The organism is Streptomyces sp. CA-106110 (assembly GCF_050936285.1).
Classification (GTDB): Bacteria; Actinomycetota; Actinomycetes; order Streptomycetales; family Streptomycetaceae; genus Streptomyces.
In genome coordinates this window covers 9,234,690-9,250,814 of sequence record NZ_JBNJNB010000001.1, presented here as the reverse complement: position 1 = coordinate 9,250,814, position 16,125 = coordinate 9,234,690, and the positions used below count along the sequence as shown (strand labels likewise).

At 69.8% G+C, this 16,125-nt stretch carries 11 protein-coding genes; 8 read left to right on the top strand and 3 right to left on the bottom strand.

Annotated elements, in window-relative coordinates; genetic code table 11:
* Positions 1-9: 9 nt before the first annotated feature.
* On the top strand, positions 10-681 hold the full coding sequence (locus ACQEXA_RS42605) for a response regulator (protein WP_220294710.1): 672 nt from the start codon (positions 10-12) through the stop codon (positions 679-681).
* A gap of 221 nt (positions 682-902) precedes the next feature.
* Here ACQEXA_RS42605 and ACQEXA_RS42600 read toward each other — a convergent pair whose 3' ends face one another.
* From ACQEXA_RS42600 to metH, 3 genes are all read right to left on the bottom strand, one after another.
* The gene (locus ACQEXA_RS42600) at positions 903-2,507 is read right to left on the bottom strand and encodes an ABC transporter substrate-binding protein (protein WP_432925904.1); all 1,605 of its coding nucleotides are present in this window, start codon (positions 2,505-2,507) and stop codon (positions 903-905) included.
* Positions 2,508-2,928: 421 nt separating this feature from the next.
* The gene (locus tag ACQEXA_RS42595) at positions 2,929-3,630 is read right to left on the bottom strand and encodes an HAD family hydrolase (RefSeq protein ID WP_432925906.1); all 702 of its coding nucleotides are present in this window, start codon (positions 3,628-3,630) and stop codon (positions 2,929-2,931) included.
* A 317-nt stretch (positions 3,631-3,947) separates the two neighbouring features.
* The gene (gene metH / locus ACQEXA_RS42590; protein ID WP_432925908.1) at positions 3,948-7,472 is read right to left on the bottom strand and encodes a methionine synthase; all 3,525 of its coding nucleotides are present in this window, start codon (positions 7,470-7,472) and stop codon (positions 3,948-3,950) included.
* Positions 7,473-7,743: 271 nt separating this feature from the next.
* On the opposite strand from metH, the gene ACQEXA_RS42585 reads away from it, so the two are divergent.
* The 7 genes from ACQEXA_RS42585 (at position 7,744) to ACQEXA_RS42555 (ending at position 16,097) form a co-directional block, all read left to right on the top strand.
* Entirely contained in the window at positions 7,744-8,508 is a 765-nt protein-coding gene (locus ACQEXA_RS42585; RefSeq protein WP_359389614.1) for an IclR family transcriptional regulator, read from the top strand.
* A 383-nt stretch (positions 8,509-8,891) separates the two neighbouring features.
* On the top strand, positions 8,892-9,680 hold the full coding sequence (locus tag ACQEXA_RS42580; protein ID WP_432925910.1) for an MIP/aquaporin family protein: 789 nt from the start codon (positions 8,892-8,894) through the stop codon (positions 9,678-9,680).
* Between the two features lie 97 nt (positions 9,681-9,777).
* Positions 9,778-11,316 (top strand): glycerol kinase GlpK, encoded by a 1,539-nt coding sequence (gene glpK, locus ACQEXA_RS42575; RefSeq protein ID WP_432925912.1) that lies wholly within the window; start codon positions 9,778-9,780, stop codon positions 11,314-11,316.
* A 6-nt stretch (positions 11,317-11,322) separates the two neighbouring features.
* Positions 11,323-12,930, top strand: coding sequence for an FAD-dependent oxidoreductase (locus tag ACQEXA_RS42570; RefSeq protein WP_432925914.1), 1,608 nt, complete (start codon positions 11,323-11,325; stop codon positions 12,928-12,930).
* Positions 12,931-13,203: 273 nt separating this feature from the next.
* A complete protein-coding gene (locus tag ACQEXA_RS42565; RefSeq protein WP_432925916.1) occupies positions 13,204-13,965 on the top strand; it encodes a nucleoside phosphorylase in 762 nt (253 codons plus the stop codon).
* Positions 13,962-15,305, top strand: coding sequence for an amidohydrolase (locus ACQEXA_RS42560; protein ID WP_432925918.1), 1,344 nt, complete (start codon positions 13,962-13,964; stop codon positions 15,303-15,305). Before ACQEXA_RS42565 ends, ACQEXA_RS42560 begins: the two co-directional genes overlap by 4 nt.
* Before the next feature lie 120 nt (positions 15,306-15,425).
* Positions 15,426-16,097 carry a FadR/GntR family transcriptional regulator gene (locus tag ACQEXA_RS42555; protein WP_432925920.1) on the top strand — a complete coding sequence of 224 codons (672 nt, stop codon included), beginning with the start codon at positions 15,426-15,428 and terminating at the stop codon, positions 16,095-16,097.
* The last annotated feature ends 28 nt before the right edge of the window (positions 16,098-16,125 follow it).

The window sequence follows — 16,125 nt, the reverse complement described above, 5'->3', positions numbered from 1 at the left end:
GAGACTCACGTGGCCATCCGCGTCCTACTGGTCGACGACCAGCCGCTGCTGCGTACGGGCTTCCGGATGATCCTGGAGGCGGAGCAGGACATCGCGGTCGTCGGCGAGGCCGGAGACGGCCTCCAGGCGCTCGACCAGGTGCGTGCCCTGCAGCCCGATGTGGTTCTGATGGACATCCGGATGCCCCGGATGGACGGGGTGGAGGCGACCCGGCAGATCACCGGGCCGGGGCGGGACGGCCCGGCGAAGGTGCTGGTGCTGACCACTTTCGATCTGGACGAGTACGTGGTGGAGGCGCTGCGCGCCGGTGCCAGTGGATTCCTCCTCAAGGACGCTCCGGCCCATGAGCTGGTGCAGGCGATCCGGGTGGTGGCGGCCGGCGAGGCGATGCTGGCTCCGAGCATCACGCGCCGGCTGCTCGACAAGTACGCGGGGCATCTCCCGTCCGGCGACGAGCCGGTCCCGGACACGCTGCACACCCTCACCGAACGCGAGGTGGAGGTGCTGAAGCTGGTGGCGCGCGGGCTGTCCAATGCCGAGATCGCGGCCGATCTGTTCGTCAGCGAGACCACGGTCAAGACGCACGTGGGTCATGTGCTGACCAAGCTGGGTCTGCGGGACCGGGTGCAGGCGGCGGTGTACGCGTACGAGAGCGGACTGGTGCGCCCCGGCGCGCAGTAGCCGCCCGGACTTCCCGGAGCGGCTGCGGACGTCCGGCGACAACTGCCGGACGTCGTGCGTCGGCTGCCGGGACTTCAGCTGCACACTGAGGGCGCCCCTTGCGCGGCAAGGGGCGCCCTCAGTGCTTCCCGTCCTCCTGTGGCGGCCTCCGGACACGGCGAGGGCCTCCGGACACAGTGAAGGCCCCCGGGCAGATGCCTGGGGGCCTTCACATGAGCAGGTCAGCTGCCGGAGCCGCGGGAGAGCTCCCACAGCTGCAGGGTGGAGGAGGAGTTCATCGCGTACTCGCTGCCCGAGATGTCGTCACGGGTGGCGACGTACTGCTTGCCCTGCCACAGCGGGAGGATCGGCACGTCGTTGGCGACGATGTCCTGGATCTCGGTGAAGCTCTTCGACGCGCTCAGCCGGTCGGCCTGGCGGCGGGACGCCGGGATCAGGTTGTTGCGGATCAAGCCGTTGTCGTAGGGCAGGTTGAGGAAGTTGTCCTTGTCGAGGAACGGCGCGAGGTAGTTGTCGGCGTCCGCGAAGTCGGGGAACCAGCCCATGCCCCAGACGTCGTAGGCGAGCTTGCGCTGGGCCGGCACGAAGTGCTCCCAGTCCGCGCCCTGGACGCTGACGTCGAACAGCCCGCTGGCGTTGAGCTGCTCCTTGAGCACCTCGAACTCCTTGACGGTGGCCGGGCCGTAGTGGTCGGTCGTGTAGTGCAGCGTCAGCTTCACCGGGGTGGTGATGTTCGCCTTGGTCAGCAGGGCACGGGCATTGGCCACACTCGGGTCGCCGTACTTGTTGAAGAAGGCGTTGGAGTGGCCGGTGATGGTGGCCGGGACGAGCGAGTACAGGGGCTGCGCCTCGGTGCCGTACACCTTGGACACCAGCGCGCCGCGGTCGATGACCTGCGCCATGGCCTGGCGGACGGCCGTGCTCTTGACCGAGGGGGCATTGGTGTTGAAGGCCAGGTAGCGGATTTCCAGGCCCGGCATCTCGACCAGGTTGACGTTGCCCGCCGTGTCGTTCTGCAGCTTGCGGATCTGGTCCGGCGCCATGGTGCGGGTCATGACGTCGATGTCGCCCTTGGCAAGGGCGTTGCCCATGCTGTCGGCGTCCTTGAAGGTCTGCAGCACGACCTTGTCGTTCTTCGGGGTGAGCAGGCCCTTGTAGTTGGGGTTCTTGGTGAAGGTGGCCTTCACCATCTCGTTGTTCTGGACCTCGGACTGCAGCGTGTACGGGCCGGAGCCGTCGACGGAGAACCCGTTGCGCAGCTTGTTCTTCTCGTAGTCCTTGGGGTTGACGATGCCCGCGACCGGCGTCGACAGCTTGAACGGGAAGGTGGCGTCCGCGACCTTGAGGTGGAAGATGACGTCCCTGTCGCCCTGCGTCTCGACGGTGTCGATGGTGGACAGCAGCGCGAAGACGCCACTGTCGGCCTTGATGGCGCGGGCACGGTCGATGGAGAACTTCACATCGGCCGCGGTCACCGGGTCACCGTTGGAGAACTTCAGGTCCTTGCGCAGCTTGCAGGCGTAGCGCTCGTTCCCGGTGTCGGTGAAGCCGCAGCTCTCGGCGGCCTCGGGCTCGGGCTCACCGTCGCCGCGGGGCTGCACCATCAGCGTCTGCACGGTCTGCCGGAGAACGTTCCAGGTGCCCACGTCGTACGCGTACGCCGGGTCGATGGGCGCAGGGGCGTCGCTGGCGGCGGTGAACCGGTCGGTGGTACCGACGACGATGGCGTCACCGCTGTTGCCCCCGCTGCTGGACCCGCCGCAGGCGGCGAGGACAGGGGTGAGCAGACCAGCGACCGCCGGCAGCACCAAAGTCTTACGGTTCATGCTCGTGTTTCTCCAGAGCTGTCGAGTCCGTGTACCCGGCAAGCAAGGGTGGCGCTACGGATCACGGGGGTTGTGGCATGTTCTCGCGATGAGATTAGTCCGCACACGCACGAGCGCTGACAGCTACCGGAGTTGAGGCCTCATCACGCTGCGAAACCGGCTGTGGACGCACCGGAAAACCGGTCACGGAAGGATTAGTGCAGCGTCTCATCAATCGGGACACATGGGCGCGTCACGGGGGCGCGAATGGGATGGAACAGCATACGCCGGGCCCTCTGTCGACCCCCGCGCACGTGGTGAACGTCACACCTCCCGACTCGGGCGGTGTGCGGCCGAATTCGGGCGCGCGACCGGGTATTAATTCATTCTGCTGGACGGTCCCCGGTATTCCGTCCATTCGTGGTGCACGCTGCGTGAACGGTCAGCGCATTTCCGTCATCAAACCGCGCAGGAATGTCAGGTCGACCTCTTCGAGCGAGGTCACGACGGTGCGGCCCGCGGCAGGGGCGATGGGGGCGACCGACGGGACGGCGACGACCCGGCAGCCGGCGGCCTCGGCGGCCGCCACCCCGGTCGCCGTGTCCTCGATGACCGCGCAGCGCGCGGGCTCCGCCCCGAGGCCCTTGGCGGCCAGCAGATACGGGTCCGGGAACGGCTTGGTCCGCTCCACCTCGTCGCCCGCCACGGTCAGCGCGAAGTACTGGGGGCCGAGGGAGGCCAGGATGCGGTCGATGATGCGCCGGTGGGACGCGGAGACCAGGGCGGTGGGGATCTCGTGGGCCGCCAGTTCGGCCAACAGCCGGGCGGCCCCGGGCATCAGCGGCAGCCTGTGGTCGATGCGGTTCTCGAACCCGTCGTTGAGCAGCACGGTGAGCTCGTCGAGGGTGATGTTCGCGCCCGTGGCCTCGATCAGGAAGCCCGCGCTGCGGGTCATGGGGCCGCCCACGACGACGTGGCGCCATGCCTCGTCGAGCGTGTGTCCGAGGGTGGCGAAGACGTCGACCTCGACCTCCCACCAGAAACCCTCGGTGTCCACCAGGGTTCCGTCCATGTCGAGGAGCACGGCCTGCAGTGCGGAGCCTTCGGCCGTACGGGTTCCGAGGGCGGGGACCGTGGTGGTCATCCGGCGTACCTCCTTCAAGGGACGACCAGGCCGGTTCCCACGGAGGGAACCGGCCTGCGGTGGACCTGCCAGTCTACGACGGCCGTGAGAAAAGTGCCGATCGACATGGGAGCGGCCCCGTGTGTGGTCACACACACGGGCAAGAGGAGCGGCCCGCGCGTGCCGCGGAAGCCCGGGGACCGCGGTCCCGTACACGGGTGTGCGGGACCGCGGGGCCCCGCGGTAGTCCTGGGGCGAAGGCGCAGGCCGCGCCTGTGTCGGCCCGGACGCCGCGGGGTCCGAGGGCACGCCCTGCGGATGCGGTTCCGCGCGGGTCGTCACCGCGCGTTGAAGTACTTCGCCTCCGGGTGGTGGATCACGATCGCGTCCGTGGACTGCTCCGGGTGGAGCTGGAACTCCTCGGAGAGCTGGACGCCGATCCGCTCCGGCTCGAGCAGCTCGGCGATCTTGGCGCGGTCCTCCAGGTCGGGACAGGCTCCGTAGCCCAGCGAGAAACGGGCACCGCGGTACTTGAGGGCGAACATGTCCTCCATCTCGTCCGGGTCCTCACCCGCGAAGCCCAGCTCGGAGCGCACCCGCGCGTGCCAGTACTCCGCGAGCGCCTCCGCCAACTGCACGGACAAACCGTGCAGTTCCAGATAGTCACGGTAGGAGTTCGCCTCGAAGAGCCGCGCGGTCTCCTCGCCGATCCGGGAACCGACGGTGACGACCTGGAGCCCGACGACGTCCGTCTCGCCCGACTCCTCAGGACGGAAGAAGTCGGCCAGGCACAGCCGCCGGCCGCGACGCTGGCGCGGGAAGGTGAACCGGGTGCGCTCATTGCCCTGTTCGTCGAGGATGATCAGGTCGTCGTCCTTGGACACGCAGGGGAAGTAGCCGTAGACGACGGCCGCTTCGAGGAGGTTGTCCGTCTGCAGCCGGTCGAGCAGGCCGCGCAGCCGGGGCCGGCCCTCGGTATCGACTAGCTCCTCGTAGGTCGGTCCCTCGCCGGTGCGGGCCTGCTTCAGGCCCCACTGGCCCTTGAACAGCGCGCCCTCGTCCAGCCAGGAGGAGTACTCCTTGAGCGGGATGCCCTTGATGACGCGGGTCCCCCAGAAGGGCGGCGCGGGGACGCGGTTGTCGGTCGCGACGTCGGAGCGCACGTGGCCTTCCTCGGGCCGCTCCTCGATCTCCACCGTGGCGGCCCGCACCCGGCGCTGCCTCAGCTCGGGCAGTTTCGCCCCCGGCACGCCCCGCTTGACCCCGATCAGCGCGTCCATCAGGCGCAGGCCCTCGAACGCGTCGCGGGCGTAGCGGACCTCGCCCTCGTACAGCTCGTACAGGTCCTGCTCGACGTACGCGCGGGTGAGCGCCGCGCCGCCGAGGATGACCGGGTAGGCGGCGGCGAGCCCGCGCTGGTTGAGCTCCTCCAGGTTCTCCTTCATGATCACCGTGGACTTGACCAGGAGCCCGGACATGCCGATGACGTCGGCCCGGTGTTCTTCTGCGGCCTCCAGGATCGCGGAGACCGGCTGCTTGATGCCGAGGTTGACGACGTTGTAGCCGTTGTTGGACAGGATGATGTCGACGAGGTTCTTGCCGATGTCGTGGACGTCGCCGCGCACGGTGGCCAGCACGATGGTGCCCTTGCCGGCCTCGTCGGTCTTCTCCATGTGGGGTTCGAGGTAGGCGACCGCGGACTTCATGACCTCAGCGGACTGCAGCACGAACGGCAGCTGCATCTGGCCGGAGCCGAACAGCTCGCCCACGACCTTCATGCCGTCCAGGAGTGTCTCATTGACGATGTCGAGGGCGGACCGGCCGGTCAGGGCCTCGTCCAGGTCGGCCTCCAGACCGTTCTTGTCGCCGTCGATGATCCGCCGCTTGAGGCGCTCCTCCAGCGGCAGCGCGGCCAGTTCCTCGGCCTTGCCGGCCTTGAGCGACTTGGCGGTGGCGCCCTCGAACAGCGCCATCAGCTTCTGCAGCGGGTCGTAGCCGTCGGCGCGGCGGTCGTAGATCAGGTCGAGGGCGGTGGTGACCTGCTCCTCGTCGAAGCGCGCGATGGGCAGGATCTTCGAGGCGTGCACGATGGCCGAGTCGAGCCCCGCCTTGACGCATTCGTCGAGGAAGACGGAGTTGAGCAGGATGCGCGCGGCCGGGTTGAGGCCGAAGGAGATGTTCGACAGACCGAGCGTGGTCTGCACGTCCGGGTGGCGCTTCTTCAGCTCGCGGATGGCCTCGATGGTGGCGATGCCGTCCTTGCGGGACTCCTCCTGGCCGGTGCAGATGGTGAAGGTCAGGGTGTCGACGAGGATGTCCTCCTCACGGATGCCCCAGTTCCCGGTGAGGTCGGCGATCAGCCGTTGGGCGATCTCGACCTTCTTCTCGGGGGTACGGGCCTGGCCCTCCTCGTCGATGGTCAGGGCGATGAGCGCGGCGCCGTGTTCCCGGGCGAGCCGGGTGACCTTCGCGAAGCGCGACTCAGGCCCGTCGCCGTCCTCGTAGTTGACCGAGTTGATGACGGCGCGGCCGCCGAGCTTCTCCAGACCCGCCTCGAGGACGTCCACTTCGGTGGAGTCGAGGACGATCGGCAGGGTGGAGGCGGTGGCGAAGCGGCCGGCCAGCTCCTCCATGTCGGCGACGCCGTCGCGGCCCACGTAGTCGACGCAGAGGTCGAGCATGTGGGCGCCCTCGCGGATCTGCTCGCGGGCCATCTCGACGCAGTCGTCCCAGCGGCCGTCCAGCATGGCCTCGCGGAACTTCTTGGAGCCGTTGGCGTTCGTCCGCTCGCCGATGGCCAGATACGAGGTGTCCTGACGGAACGGCACGCTCTGGTAGAGGGAGGCGGCGCCCGGCTCGGGCTGCGGGGCGCGCTCGACCGGGGCGAGGTCGCGGACGCGTTCGACGACCTGGCGCAGGTGCTCGGGGGTGGTGCCGCAGCAGCCGCCGATCAGGGAGAGGCCGTAGTCGCGGACGAAGTTCTCCTGGGCGTCGGCCAGACCCTCGGGACCGAGCGGGAAGTGCGCGCCGTCCTTGGTGAGCACCGGCAGGCCAGCGTTCGGCATGCACAGCAGCGGGATACGGGAGTGGCGCGTCAGATAGCGCAGGTGCTCGCTCATCTCGGCGGGACCGGTCGAGCAGTTCAGGCCGATCATGTCGATGCCGAGCGGCTCGAGCGCGGTCAGCGCGGCGCCGATCTCCGAACCCAGCAGCATGGTGCCGGTGGTCTCGAACGCCATGGAGCACAGCAGGGGCACCTCGATGCCGGTCGCCTCCATCGCGCGCCGGGCGCCCAGGACCGATGCCTTGGTCTGCAGCAGGTCCTGGGTGGTCTCGACGATGAGGGCGTCCGCGCCGCCGGCGAGCAGGCCCTCCGCGTTGGCCTGGAAGCCGTCGCGGAGGGTGGTGTAGGCGACGTGGCCGAGGGTGGGCAGCTTGGTGCCGGGACCGATCGAGCCGAGGACCCAGCGGGCGCGGCCGTCGTCGGCGGCGAAGCCGTCCGCGACCTCCCGGGCGATCCGGGCGCCGGCCTCGGACAGCTCGTACACGCGGTCGGCGATCTCGTACTCGGCCATGGCGGCGTGGTTGGCCCCGAAGGTGTTCGTCTCGACGCAGTCGACGCCCACCGCGAAGTACGCCTCGTGGACGGAGCGGACGATGTCGGGGCGGGTCAGGTTGAGGATCTCGTTGCAGCCCTCGAGACCCTGGAAGTCCTCCAGGGTGGGGTCCTGGGCCTGGAGCATCGTGCCCATCGCTCCGTCGGCCACCACCACACGGGTGGCGAGGGCTTCCCGGAGGGCTTCGGTTCGGGTCCGGCTGTCGGTGGAGGCGGACGAAAGGGACGGGTTCGGCAACGAGGCCATGGAAGATGCTCCCTGGAATGCGACGGCTGTCGGCTTTGCGCTTCACATGGGACGCGCACGCCGCCAGGGTAGCCCGCGGCACGCCATACGGTCAGGGGCGTCCAGCGGGCGGACGGGCGTGCTGGACGTGACCCGTGGGGGGGATTGCGCCCGAACGGATGACGACCGCCTATTAGCGAGAGGAAGTCCCCGACCGGTAATGTTCGGCATTGCCGAACGGTGGTAAACGAATGACGGTCGGCGGTTGAAGGTGACGGAGGGCAGAACGGCGATGGCACGGAACATCCAGTCGCTCGAACGGGCGGCCGCGATGCTGCGGCTGCTCGCGGGCGGTGAACGGCGGCTCGGCCTGTCCGACATCGCCTCCTCGCTCGGCCTGGCCAAGGGCACCGCCCACGGCATACTCCGCACGCTCCAGCAGGAGGGTTTCGTCGAACAGGAAGCGGCCTCGGGCCGCTACCAGCTGGGGGCCGAGCTGCTGCGCCTCGGCACCACCTACCTCGACGTCCATGAACTGCGAGCGCGCGCCCTGGTGTGGACCGACGACCTGGCCCGCTCCAGCGGGGAGAGCGTCTATCTGGGGGTGCTGCACCAGCAGGGCGTGCTGATCGTGCACCACGTGTTCAGGCCCGACGACAGCCGGCAGGTCCTGGAGATCGGGGCCATGCAGCCGCTGCACTCCACGGCCCTCGGCAAGGTGCTGTCGGCGTACGACCCGGTCGCGCACACCGAGGCGGTGGAGGCGGACCGGAAGGCGTTCACCGACCGCACCGTGTGCGAGCTCGACGCATTCGAGCACGTCCTCGACCTCGCACGGGCGCGCGGCTACGCGGCCGACGTGGAGGAGACCTGGACCGGCGTCGCCTCGATCGCCGCACCCATCCACGACCGCAGGCGCATGCCCGTCGGCGCGGTCGGCATCACGGGCGCGGTGGAGCGTGTGTGCCCGGACGGGGAGGTGCGCCCCGAGCTGATCGCGGCGGTCCGTGACTGCAGCCGCGCGGTGTCGCGGGATCTGGGTGCCGGGAGGTTCTGAACCTCGTGTTCCCGGGCCGTCACGGCGACGCCGTGACGGCCCTTCGGCGTGCCCGCGCACCGTGGGGCACCTCCCTGGCGAGGCCCCGCGGGGGTCGTGCGCGACCACTCCACGTGCCCGTGCGTCAGCGGTGCGCAGCCACGCCGGAACTGATCACTGCAGGCGATCAATAACGATCCTGTTTTCGATTACCGAACTCTTGACGCTCGGCGAACCGGAGACAAGACTCCCGTCCACCGGTCGGCATTGTCGAACACCAAACGGCAATACGCGCTAGGGTGTGACAACGCCAAGGGCCGGCATCGCTCTCACCCCCGAGGGCGCGGACCACCGGAGGGACCCGGGGTTCGCCTTCCCCTGGACGAAGGACAAAGGAGTCGCGGGTGTCCAGCTCCGACATCTTCATCGGCGAGACCATCGGTACCGCCATACTCATCCTGCTCGGCGGTGGCGTCTGCGCCGCAGTGACGCTGAAGGCCTCCAAGGCCCGTAACGCCGGCTGGCTCGCCATCGCATTCGGGTGGGGCTTCGCCGTTCTGACGGCGGTCTACACCTCGGCACCGCTCTCGGGTGCCCACCTCAACCCGGCGGTGACGCTCGCGCTCGCCATCAAGGACGGCGACTGGAGCAACGTCCCGGTCTACTGGGCCGGCCAGCTGCTCGGCGCCATGATCGGCGCGACCCTGGTCTGGGTCGCCTACTACGGCCAGTTCCAGGTCCACCTGACCGACAGAGAGGTCGTCGGCGGCCCGGGGGCGCAGGACACCAAGGCGGTCGAGGCCCAGGAGGCCCAGGCGGGTCCGGTCCTCGGCGTCTTCTCCACCGGTCCCGAGATCCGTAACGCGGTGATGAACCTCGCCACGGAGATCATCGGCACAGTCGTGCTGGTCCTCGCCGTCCTCACGCAGGGCCTCAACGACAAGGGCAACGGCCTCGGCACCCTGGGCGCCCTGATCACTGCGTTGGTGGTCGTGTCCATCGGTCTCTCGCTCGGCGGCCCGACCGGCTACGCCATCAACCCGGCCCGCGACCTCGGTCCCCGCATCGTGCACGCTCTCCTCCCCCTGCCCAACAAGGGCGGCTCCGACTGGGGCTACGCCTGGATCCCGGTCGTCGGCCCGCTGGTCGGCGGCGCGATCGCCGCAGGCATATACAACGTCGCCTTTGCTTGAGAAAACTGAGCTTCTCCGAAACTTGCCCCTCAGTACCGCTCTCAGTACCGCGCCGTAAAGACCGCCCCACTTATCCACGGAATTCCAGGAGCACACCGTGACCGACGCACACACCGCCGGCCCCTTCATCGCCGCCATCGACCAGGGCACCACGTCCTCACGCTGCATCGTCTTCGACCGGGACGGCCGCATCGTCTCCGTCGACCAGAAGGAGCACAACCAGATCTTCCCGAAGCCGGGCTGGGTGGAGCACAACGCGACCGAGATCTGGACCAACGTCCAGGACGTCGTCGCCGGAGCCATCGAGAAGGCCGGGATCACCCGCGACGACATCAAGGCCATCGGCATCACCAACCAGCGCGAGACCACCGTGCTGTGGGACAAGAACACCGGTGAGCCCGTTCACAACGCCATCGTCTGGCAGGACACCCGCACCGACGCGCTCTGCAAGGAGCTCGGCCGCAACGTCGGCCAGGACCGCTTCCGTCGCGAGACCGGTCTGCCGCTGGCCTCCTACTTCGCCGGCCCGAAGGCCCGCTGGCTGCTCGACAACGTCGAGGGCCTGCGCGAGCGCGCCGAGGCGGGCGACATCCTCTTCGGCACCATGGACACCTGGGTCATCTGGAACCTGACCGGCGGTGTCGACGGCGGCCACCACGTCACCGACGTGACCAACGCCTCCCGCACCCTGCTGATGAACCTGCACACCATGGAGTGGGACGAGAAGATCGCGGAGTCCATCGGCGTCCCGCTGGCGATGCTGCCCGAGATCCGCTCCTCCGCCGAGGTGTACGGCGAGATCACCGGCGGACGCCTCGGCGACCTGCTCGGCGGCATCCCCGTCGCCTCCGCGCTCGGCGACCAGCAGGCGGCCCTGTTCGGCCAGACCTGCTTCTCCGAGGGCGAGACCAAGTCCACCTACGGCACCGGCACCTTCATGGTGATGAACACCGGTGACAAGATCATCAACTCCTACTCGGGCCTGCTGACCACGGTCGGCTACCAGATCGGTGACCAGAAGCCGGTCTACGCCCTGGAGGGCTCCATCGCCGTCACCGGCTCCCTGGTGCAGTGGATGCGCGACCAGATGGGCCTGATCAAGACCGCCGCCGAGATCGAGACCCTCGCGCTCACGGTCGAGGACAACGGCGGCGCCTACTTCGTGCCGGCCTTCTCCGGCCTGTTCGCGCCGTACTGGCGCTCCGACGCCCGCGGTGTGATCGCCGGCCTGACCCGGTACGTCACCAAGGCGCACCTCGCCCGCGCCGTCCTCGAGGCCACCGCCTGGCAGACCCGTGAGATCGCGGACGCCATGACCAAGGACTCGGGCGTGGAGCTGGCGACGCTGAAGGTCGACGGCGGCATGACCTCCAACAACCTGCTGATGCAGACGCTCTCGGACGTCCTGGACGCGCCGGTGGTGCGCCCGATGGTCGCCGAGACCACCTGCCTCGGCGCCGCCTACGCCGCCGGTCTCGCCGTCGGCTTCTGGACCAACACCAACGACCTGCGCGCCAACTGGCGCCGGGCCGCCGAGTGGACGCCCCACATGGACGCGGAGACCCGCGACCGTGAGTACAAGAACTGGCTCAAGGCCGTCGAGCGGACCATGGGCTGGATCGAACACGAGGAGTAAGAAGCGATGACCACCCTGCAGAGGGTCCCGGCTCTGGGGACTCACCCGGCCTACGGCTCGGGGCCGAGCCGCGCCGAAACTCGGGAGCAGTTGTCCAGGGCGACATTCGACCTCCTGGTGATCGGCGGCGGGATCCTGGGCATCTCCACGGCCTGGCATGCCGCGCAGTCGGGCCTGCGGGTGGCGCTGGTGGACGCCGGCGACTTCGCCGGCGCCACCTCCTCCGCCTCCTCCAAGCTGCTCCACGGCGGTCTGCGCTATCTGCAGACCGGCGCGGTGAAGCTGGTGGCGGAGAACCACTTCGAGCGCCGTGCGGTCTCTCGTCAGGTGGCCCCCCACCTGGCGAACCCGCTCACGTTCTACCTCCCCGTGTACAAGGGCGGGCCGCACGGCGCGGCGAAGCTCGGAGCGGGCGTCTTCGCCTACTCCGCGCTGTCGGCGTTCGGTGACGGCGTCGGTCACCTGCTGTCGCCCGCCAGGGCGCAGCAGGACGTGCCGGAGCTGCGCACCGAGAACCTCAAGGCCGTGGCCGTCTACGGCGACGACCAGATGAACGACGCCCGCATGGCGCTGATGACGGTCCGCGGCGCCGTCGACGCGGGCGCGGTCGTCCTCAACCACGCCGAGGTCACCGGACTGCGCTTCACCCGGGGCCGGGTCACCGGTGCCGAACTGAAGGACCGGCTGTCCGGCGACGAGTTCGGGGTGGACGCGCGGCTGGTGCTGAACGCCACCGGGCCGTGGGTCGACCACCTGCGCCGGCTGGAGGACCCGAAGGCGGCGCCCTCCATACGTCTGTCCAAGGGCGTGCACCTGGTGCTCAAGCGCACCTCACCCTGGCGGGCGGCGCTGGCGACGCCGATCGACAAGTACCGCATCACCTTCGCCCTCCCCTGGGAGGACATGCTGCTGCTCGGCACCACGGACGAGGAGTTCGAGGGCGACCCGGCCGAGGTCGGGGTCGCCGAGAAGGACATCGCCCAGATCCTCGACGAGGCGGCGTTCTCCGTCCGCGACCAGCAGCTGCGGCGTGAGCTGATCACCTACTCCTTCGCCGGTCTGCGGGTGCTGCCGGGCGGCCCCGGCGACACCGCCAAGGCCAAGCGCGAGACCGTCGTCACCGAGGGCAGGGGCGGCATGCTGTCCGTGGCGGGCGGCAAGTGGACCACGTTCCGGCACATCGGCCGTACGGTCATGAAGAAGCTGGAGTCGCTTCCGGGCCGCCCGCTCGGCGACGACTTCGAGCCGATCTCCACACTGCCGAAGCGGCTGCCGCTGCCCGGCATCGCCAACCCGCGCGCGGTGGCCCACCGGCTGGTGGTCGACGGCCCGGCGCCCGGGCCGCGCATGGCGCCCGACACCGCCAAGCACCTGGCGACCCATTACGGCTCGCTGGCCTTCGACATCGCGCGGCTGGCGAACGAGAACCCGGAACTGGCCGAGCGCGTCCACCCGGACGCCCCGGAGATCTGGGCGCAGGTCGTCTACGCCCGAGACCACGAGTGGGCCCAGACGGCGGACGACGTGTTGCGCCGCCGTACGACGCTGACGATCCGCGGTCTTGCCACCGACGAGGTGCGCAGCAAGGTGCAGGACCTGCTCGACAAGGAGTAGGACGTCGAACCGGTCCTGTGCACCGCGCGGGGCCCGATGACGCGGGGGCGGCTTCCGGCAGGGAGCCGCCCTTTCCGTCTGTGCTGCCGCACCGCCTGCATACGTGCGCGATGTCGATCGCGCGCCGCGAAGCGCCGGGCACGCCGTGGGCCGCCCTGCGCTCGACCACGGGCGGTGATCCGGAGCGGGCTGCGGCTGCGTACGGTAGCCGGTGTGCCCTGCGCGTCCGCCGCGCGCCGCACTCCGGATTCGCCGGCCCACTGGAGTCGCCTCATGACGCAGGACCTGTCGCCCGTCACCCGCATCCCCCGCAGCGGGCTGCCTCCCCACGCCGTCGTGGTCGGCGACCCGGCCCGCGCCGCGACCGTCGCCGCGCTGCTCGACGGGGCCGAAGAGATCTCGTACCACCGCGAGTACCGGGTGTTCCGGGGAACCTGGAAGGGCCTGCCGGTGACGGTCGCCTCGCACGGGGTGGGCGCGCCGGGCGCGATCCTGCTGTTCCAGGAGCTCGCGGACGCGGGCGTCCGCACATTCCTGCGGTTCGGTACGGCGGGCGCGATGAAGCCGGAGATCGGCGACGGCGATCTGGTGATCGCCGAGGCCGCTGTGCGCGACGACGGGGTGACCCAGCAACTGCTGCCGCCCGAGTACCCCGCTGTCTGCGCGCCCGAGGCGGTGTTCGCGCTGCAACGGGCGGCCAGCGAGGCGGATGTGCCGCACCATCGGGGGATCGTGTGGACCCGGGCCGCGTTCCAGCCGGGGCTGATCCCTTTGAACGCGTACGACGGTGCGGGGCTCGCGGCGATCGAGATGGAGCTGTCCGCTCTGCTGGTGACCGCCTCACTGCGCGGACTGGTCGCGGGCGGTGTACTCGTGGTGGACGGCGCCAACGCGGACGAACTGGTCGACAAGGACGCGACTTTCTCGACGGGCGCCTACGACCCGCACCGAGAGGTCGTCGCCCGGGGAGTCGAACGCGGCGCGCTGGTCGCGCTGGAGGCACTGCGCATGCTGGCCGAGGAGAACGCGGAATGAGGGAGCGCATCGATCTACTGGTGCACGGCGGCGAGGTGCTGACCGTCGACGACGCCGGGACCGTCGTACCCGGTGGGGCCGTCGCCGTGCGCGGCGGTGCAATCGTCGCGGTGGGCGCTGCCGAGCCGTTGCGGGACCGGTTCACGGCGGACAACGTCATCGACGCCACGGGCTGTCTCGTACTGCCGGGTTTCGTCAACACCCATACGCACCTGGCGATGACGCTGCTGCGCGGCCGCGCCGACGACGTCACCCTCCAGGGATTCCTGGAGCGCGTCCTGCGCTGGGAGGCGGAGTTGCTCTCGCCGCGGAACGTGGCGTCGGCGGTCCGGGTCGCGATCGCCGAGAGCGTACGGGCCGGGGTGACCTCGGCGCTGGACATGTACTGGTACCACGAGGAGGCGGAGCGGGTCGCGCGGGAGGCGGGCTGGCGGCTGTTCGCGGGGCCCACCTTCATGGACGTCCCGGACTCCCCCGACGGCCGGGCGTACGAGGACCGGATGGAGTGGGCGCGCCGGGACCTCGCGGCCCGGACCGCGCACCTGTCCGGGACGCGGCCCGTGGTGTTCGCGCACTCGGCCTACACGCTGACCCCCGAGCAGCTCGTCGAGATCGCCTCGCTGGCACGGGAGTTCGGGGCTCTGCTGCACATCCACGCCGCGGAGAACGCGGCGGAGGTCGCCACCGTCGAGGAGCGCTACGGCAAGCGCCCGGTGGAGCTGCTCGACTCGCTCGGGCTACTCGGCCCCGATCTGCTGCTCGCCCACGCCGTCGAGCTGACCGGCCCGGAGGTGGCCGCACTGGCCCGTACCGGCACCTCGGTGGCGCACTGTCCGGTGTCCAACCTCAAGCTGGGCTGCGGGATCGCGCCGGTGCCGCAGCTGCTGGACGCGGGGGTGACGGTCGGGCTCGGCACGGACGGGGCGGTCAGTTCGAACACGCTCGATGTGCTGGGCGCGGTGCGGCAGGCGGCGCTGGTGCACAAGGCCGCCGGCGACCCCACCGCGGTCGGCTCCGAGCAGGCGGTGCGGATGGCGACCATCGAAGGTGCCCGTGCGCTCGGCCTCGGTGACCGGCTCGGCTCACTGGAGGCGGGCAAGCGGGCCGACTTGATCGTGCTCGACCTGGACCGGCCGCATCTGCACCCCCGGCACGACGCGTGGGCGACGCTCGCCTACGCGGCGCAGTCCGCGGACGTACGGGACACCGTCGTCGACGGCCGGGTCCTGATGCGGGACCGGGTGCTGACGACTCTCGACGAGGCGGCGGCGCTGGCGGAGCTGGAAGCGCCGGCGCCCGGTGCCGCGGCGAGCCGGCCCCCGGGTGGTCCGGCGCATTGAGCGGGCCGGGGTCCGGCGGCGGTTTCCCGAGGTGACATGGGGATTATCGTCCCCGTTCAGCCGACTGGACCCCATAATGGGCTGAGACATCGGATGTCTGAGCGAACAGGGAGGCCCGCCATGGCGGTCACCGACGAGGCGATCGAGAAGATCAAGGGAATGATCGTCTCCGGCGCGCTGCGGCCCGGCGACCGGCTGCCCAAGGAGAGCGAACTCGCCGCCGATCTCGGGCTGTCCCGCAACTCCCTGCGCGAGGCGGTGCGCGCCCTGTCACTGATCCGGATCCTGGATGTACGGCAGGGCGACGGCACCTATGTGACGAGCCTGGACCCCCAGTTGCTGCTGGAGGCGCTGAGCTTCGTCGTCGACTTCCACCGCGACGACACCGTGCTGGAGTTCCTCACGGTGCGCCGCATACTGGAGCCGGCGGCGACGGCGATGGCGTCCGCACGCATCAGCGAGCAGCAACTGGACACTCTGACGGCTCAGTTGGACAAGCTGGGCTCGGACCCTTCGGTGGAGGAACTGGTCGCCTGCGACCTGGAGTTCCACCGGGGCATCGTGCAGAGCTCCGGCAACTCGGTGCTGTGCTCGCTGCTCGACGGGCTGTCCGGGCCCACCACCCGGGCCCGGATCTGGCGTGGTCTGACCCAGGAGGACGCGGTCAGCCGCACCTTGCACGAGCACCGCGCGATCCTCGGCGCCCTGCGCGACCGCGACGCGGAGGCGGCCCGCTCCTGGGCAACCGTGCACATCGCGTCCGTGGAGCAATGGCTGCGTTCGACGCTCTGATCCATCGGAGGTGTGAAACACCTCCCTT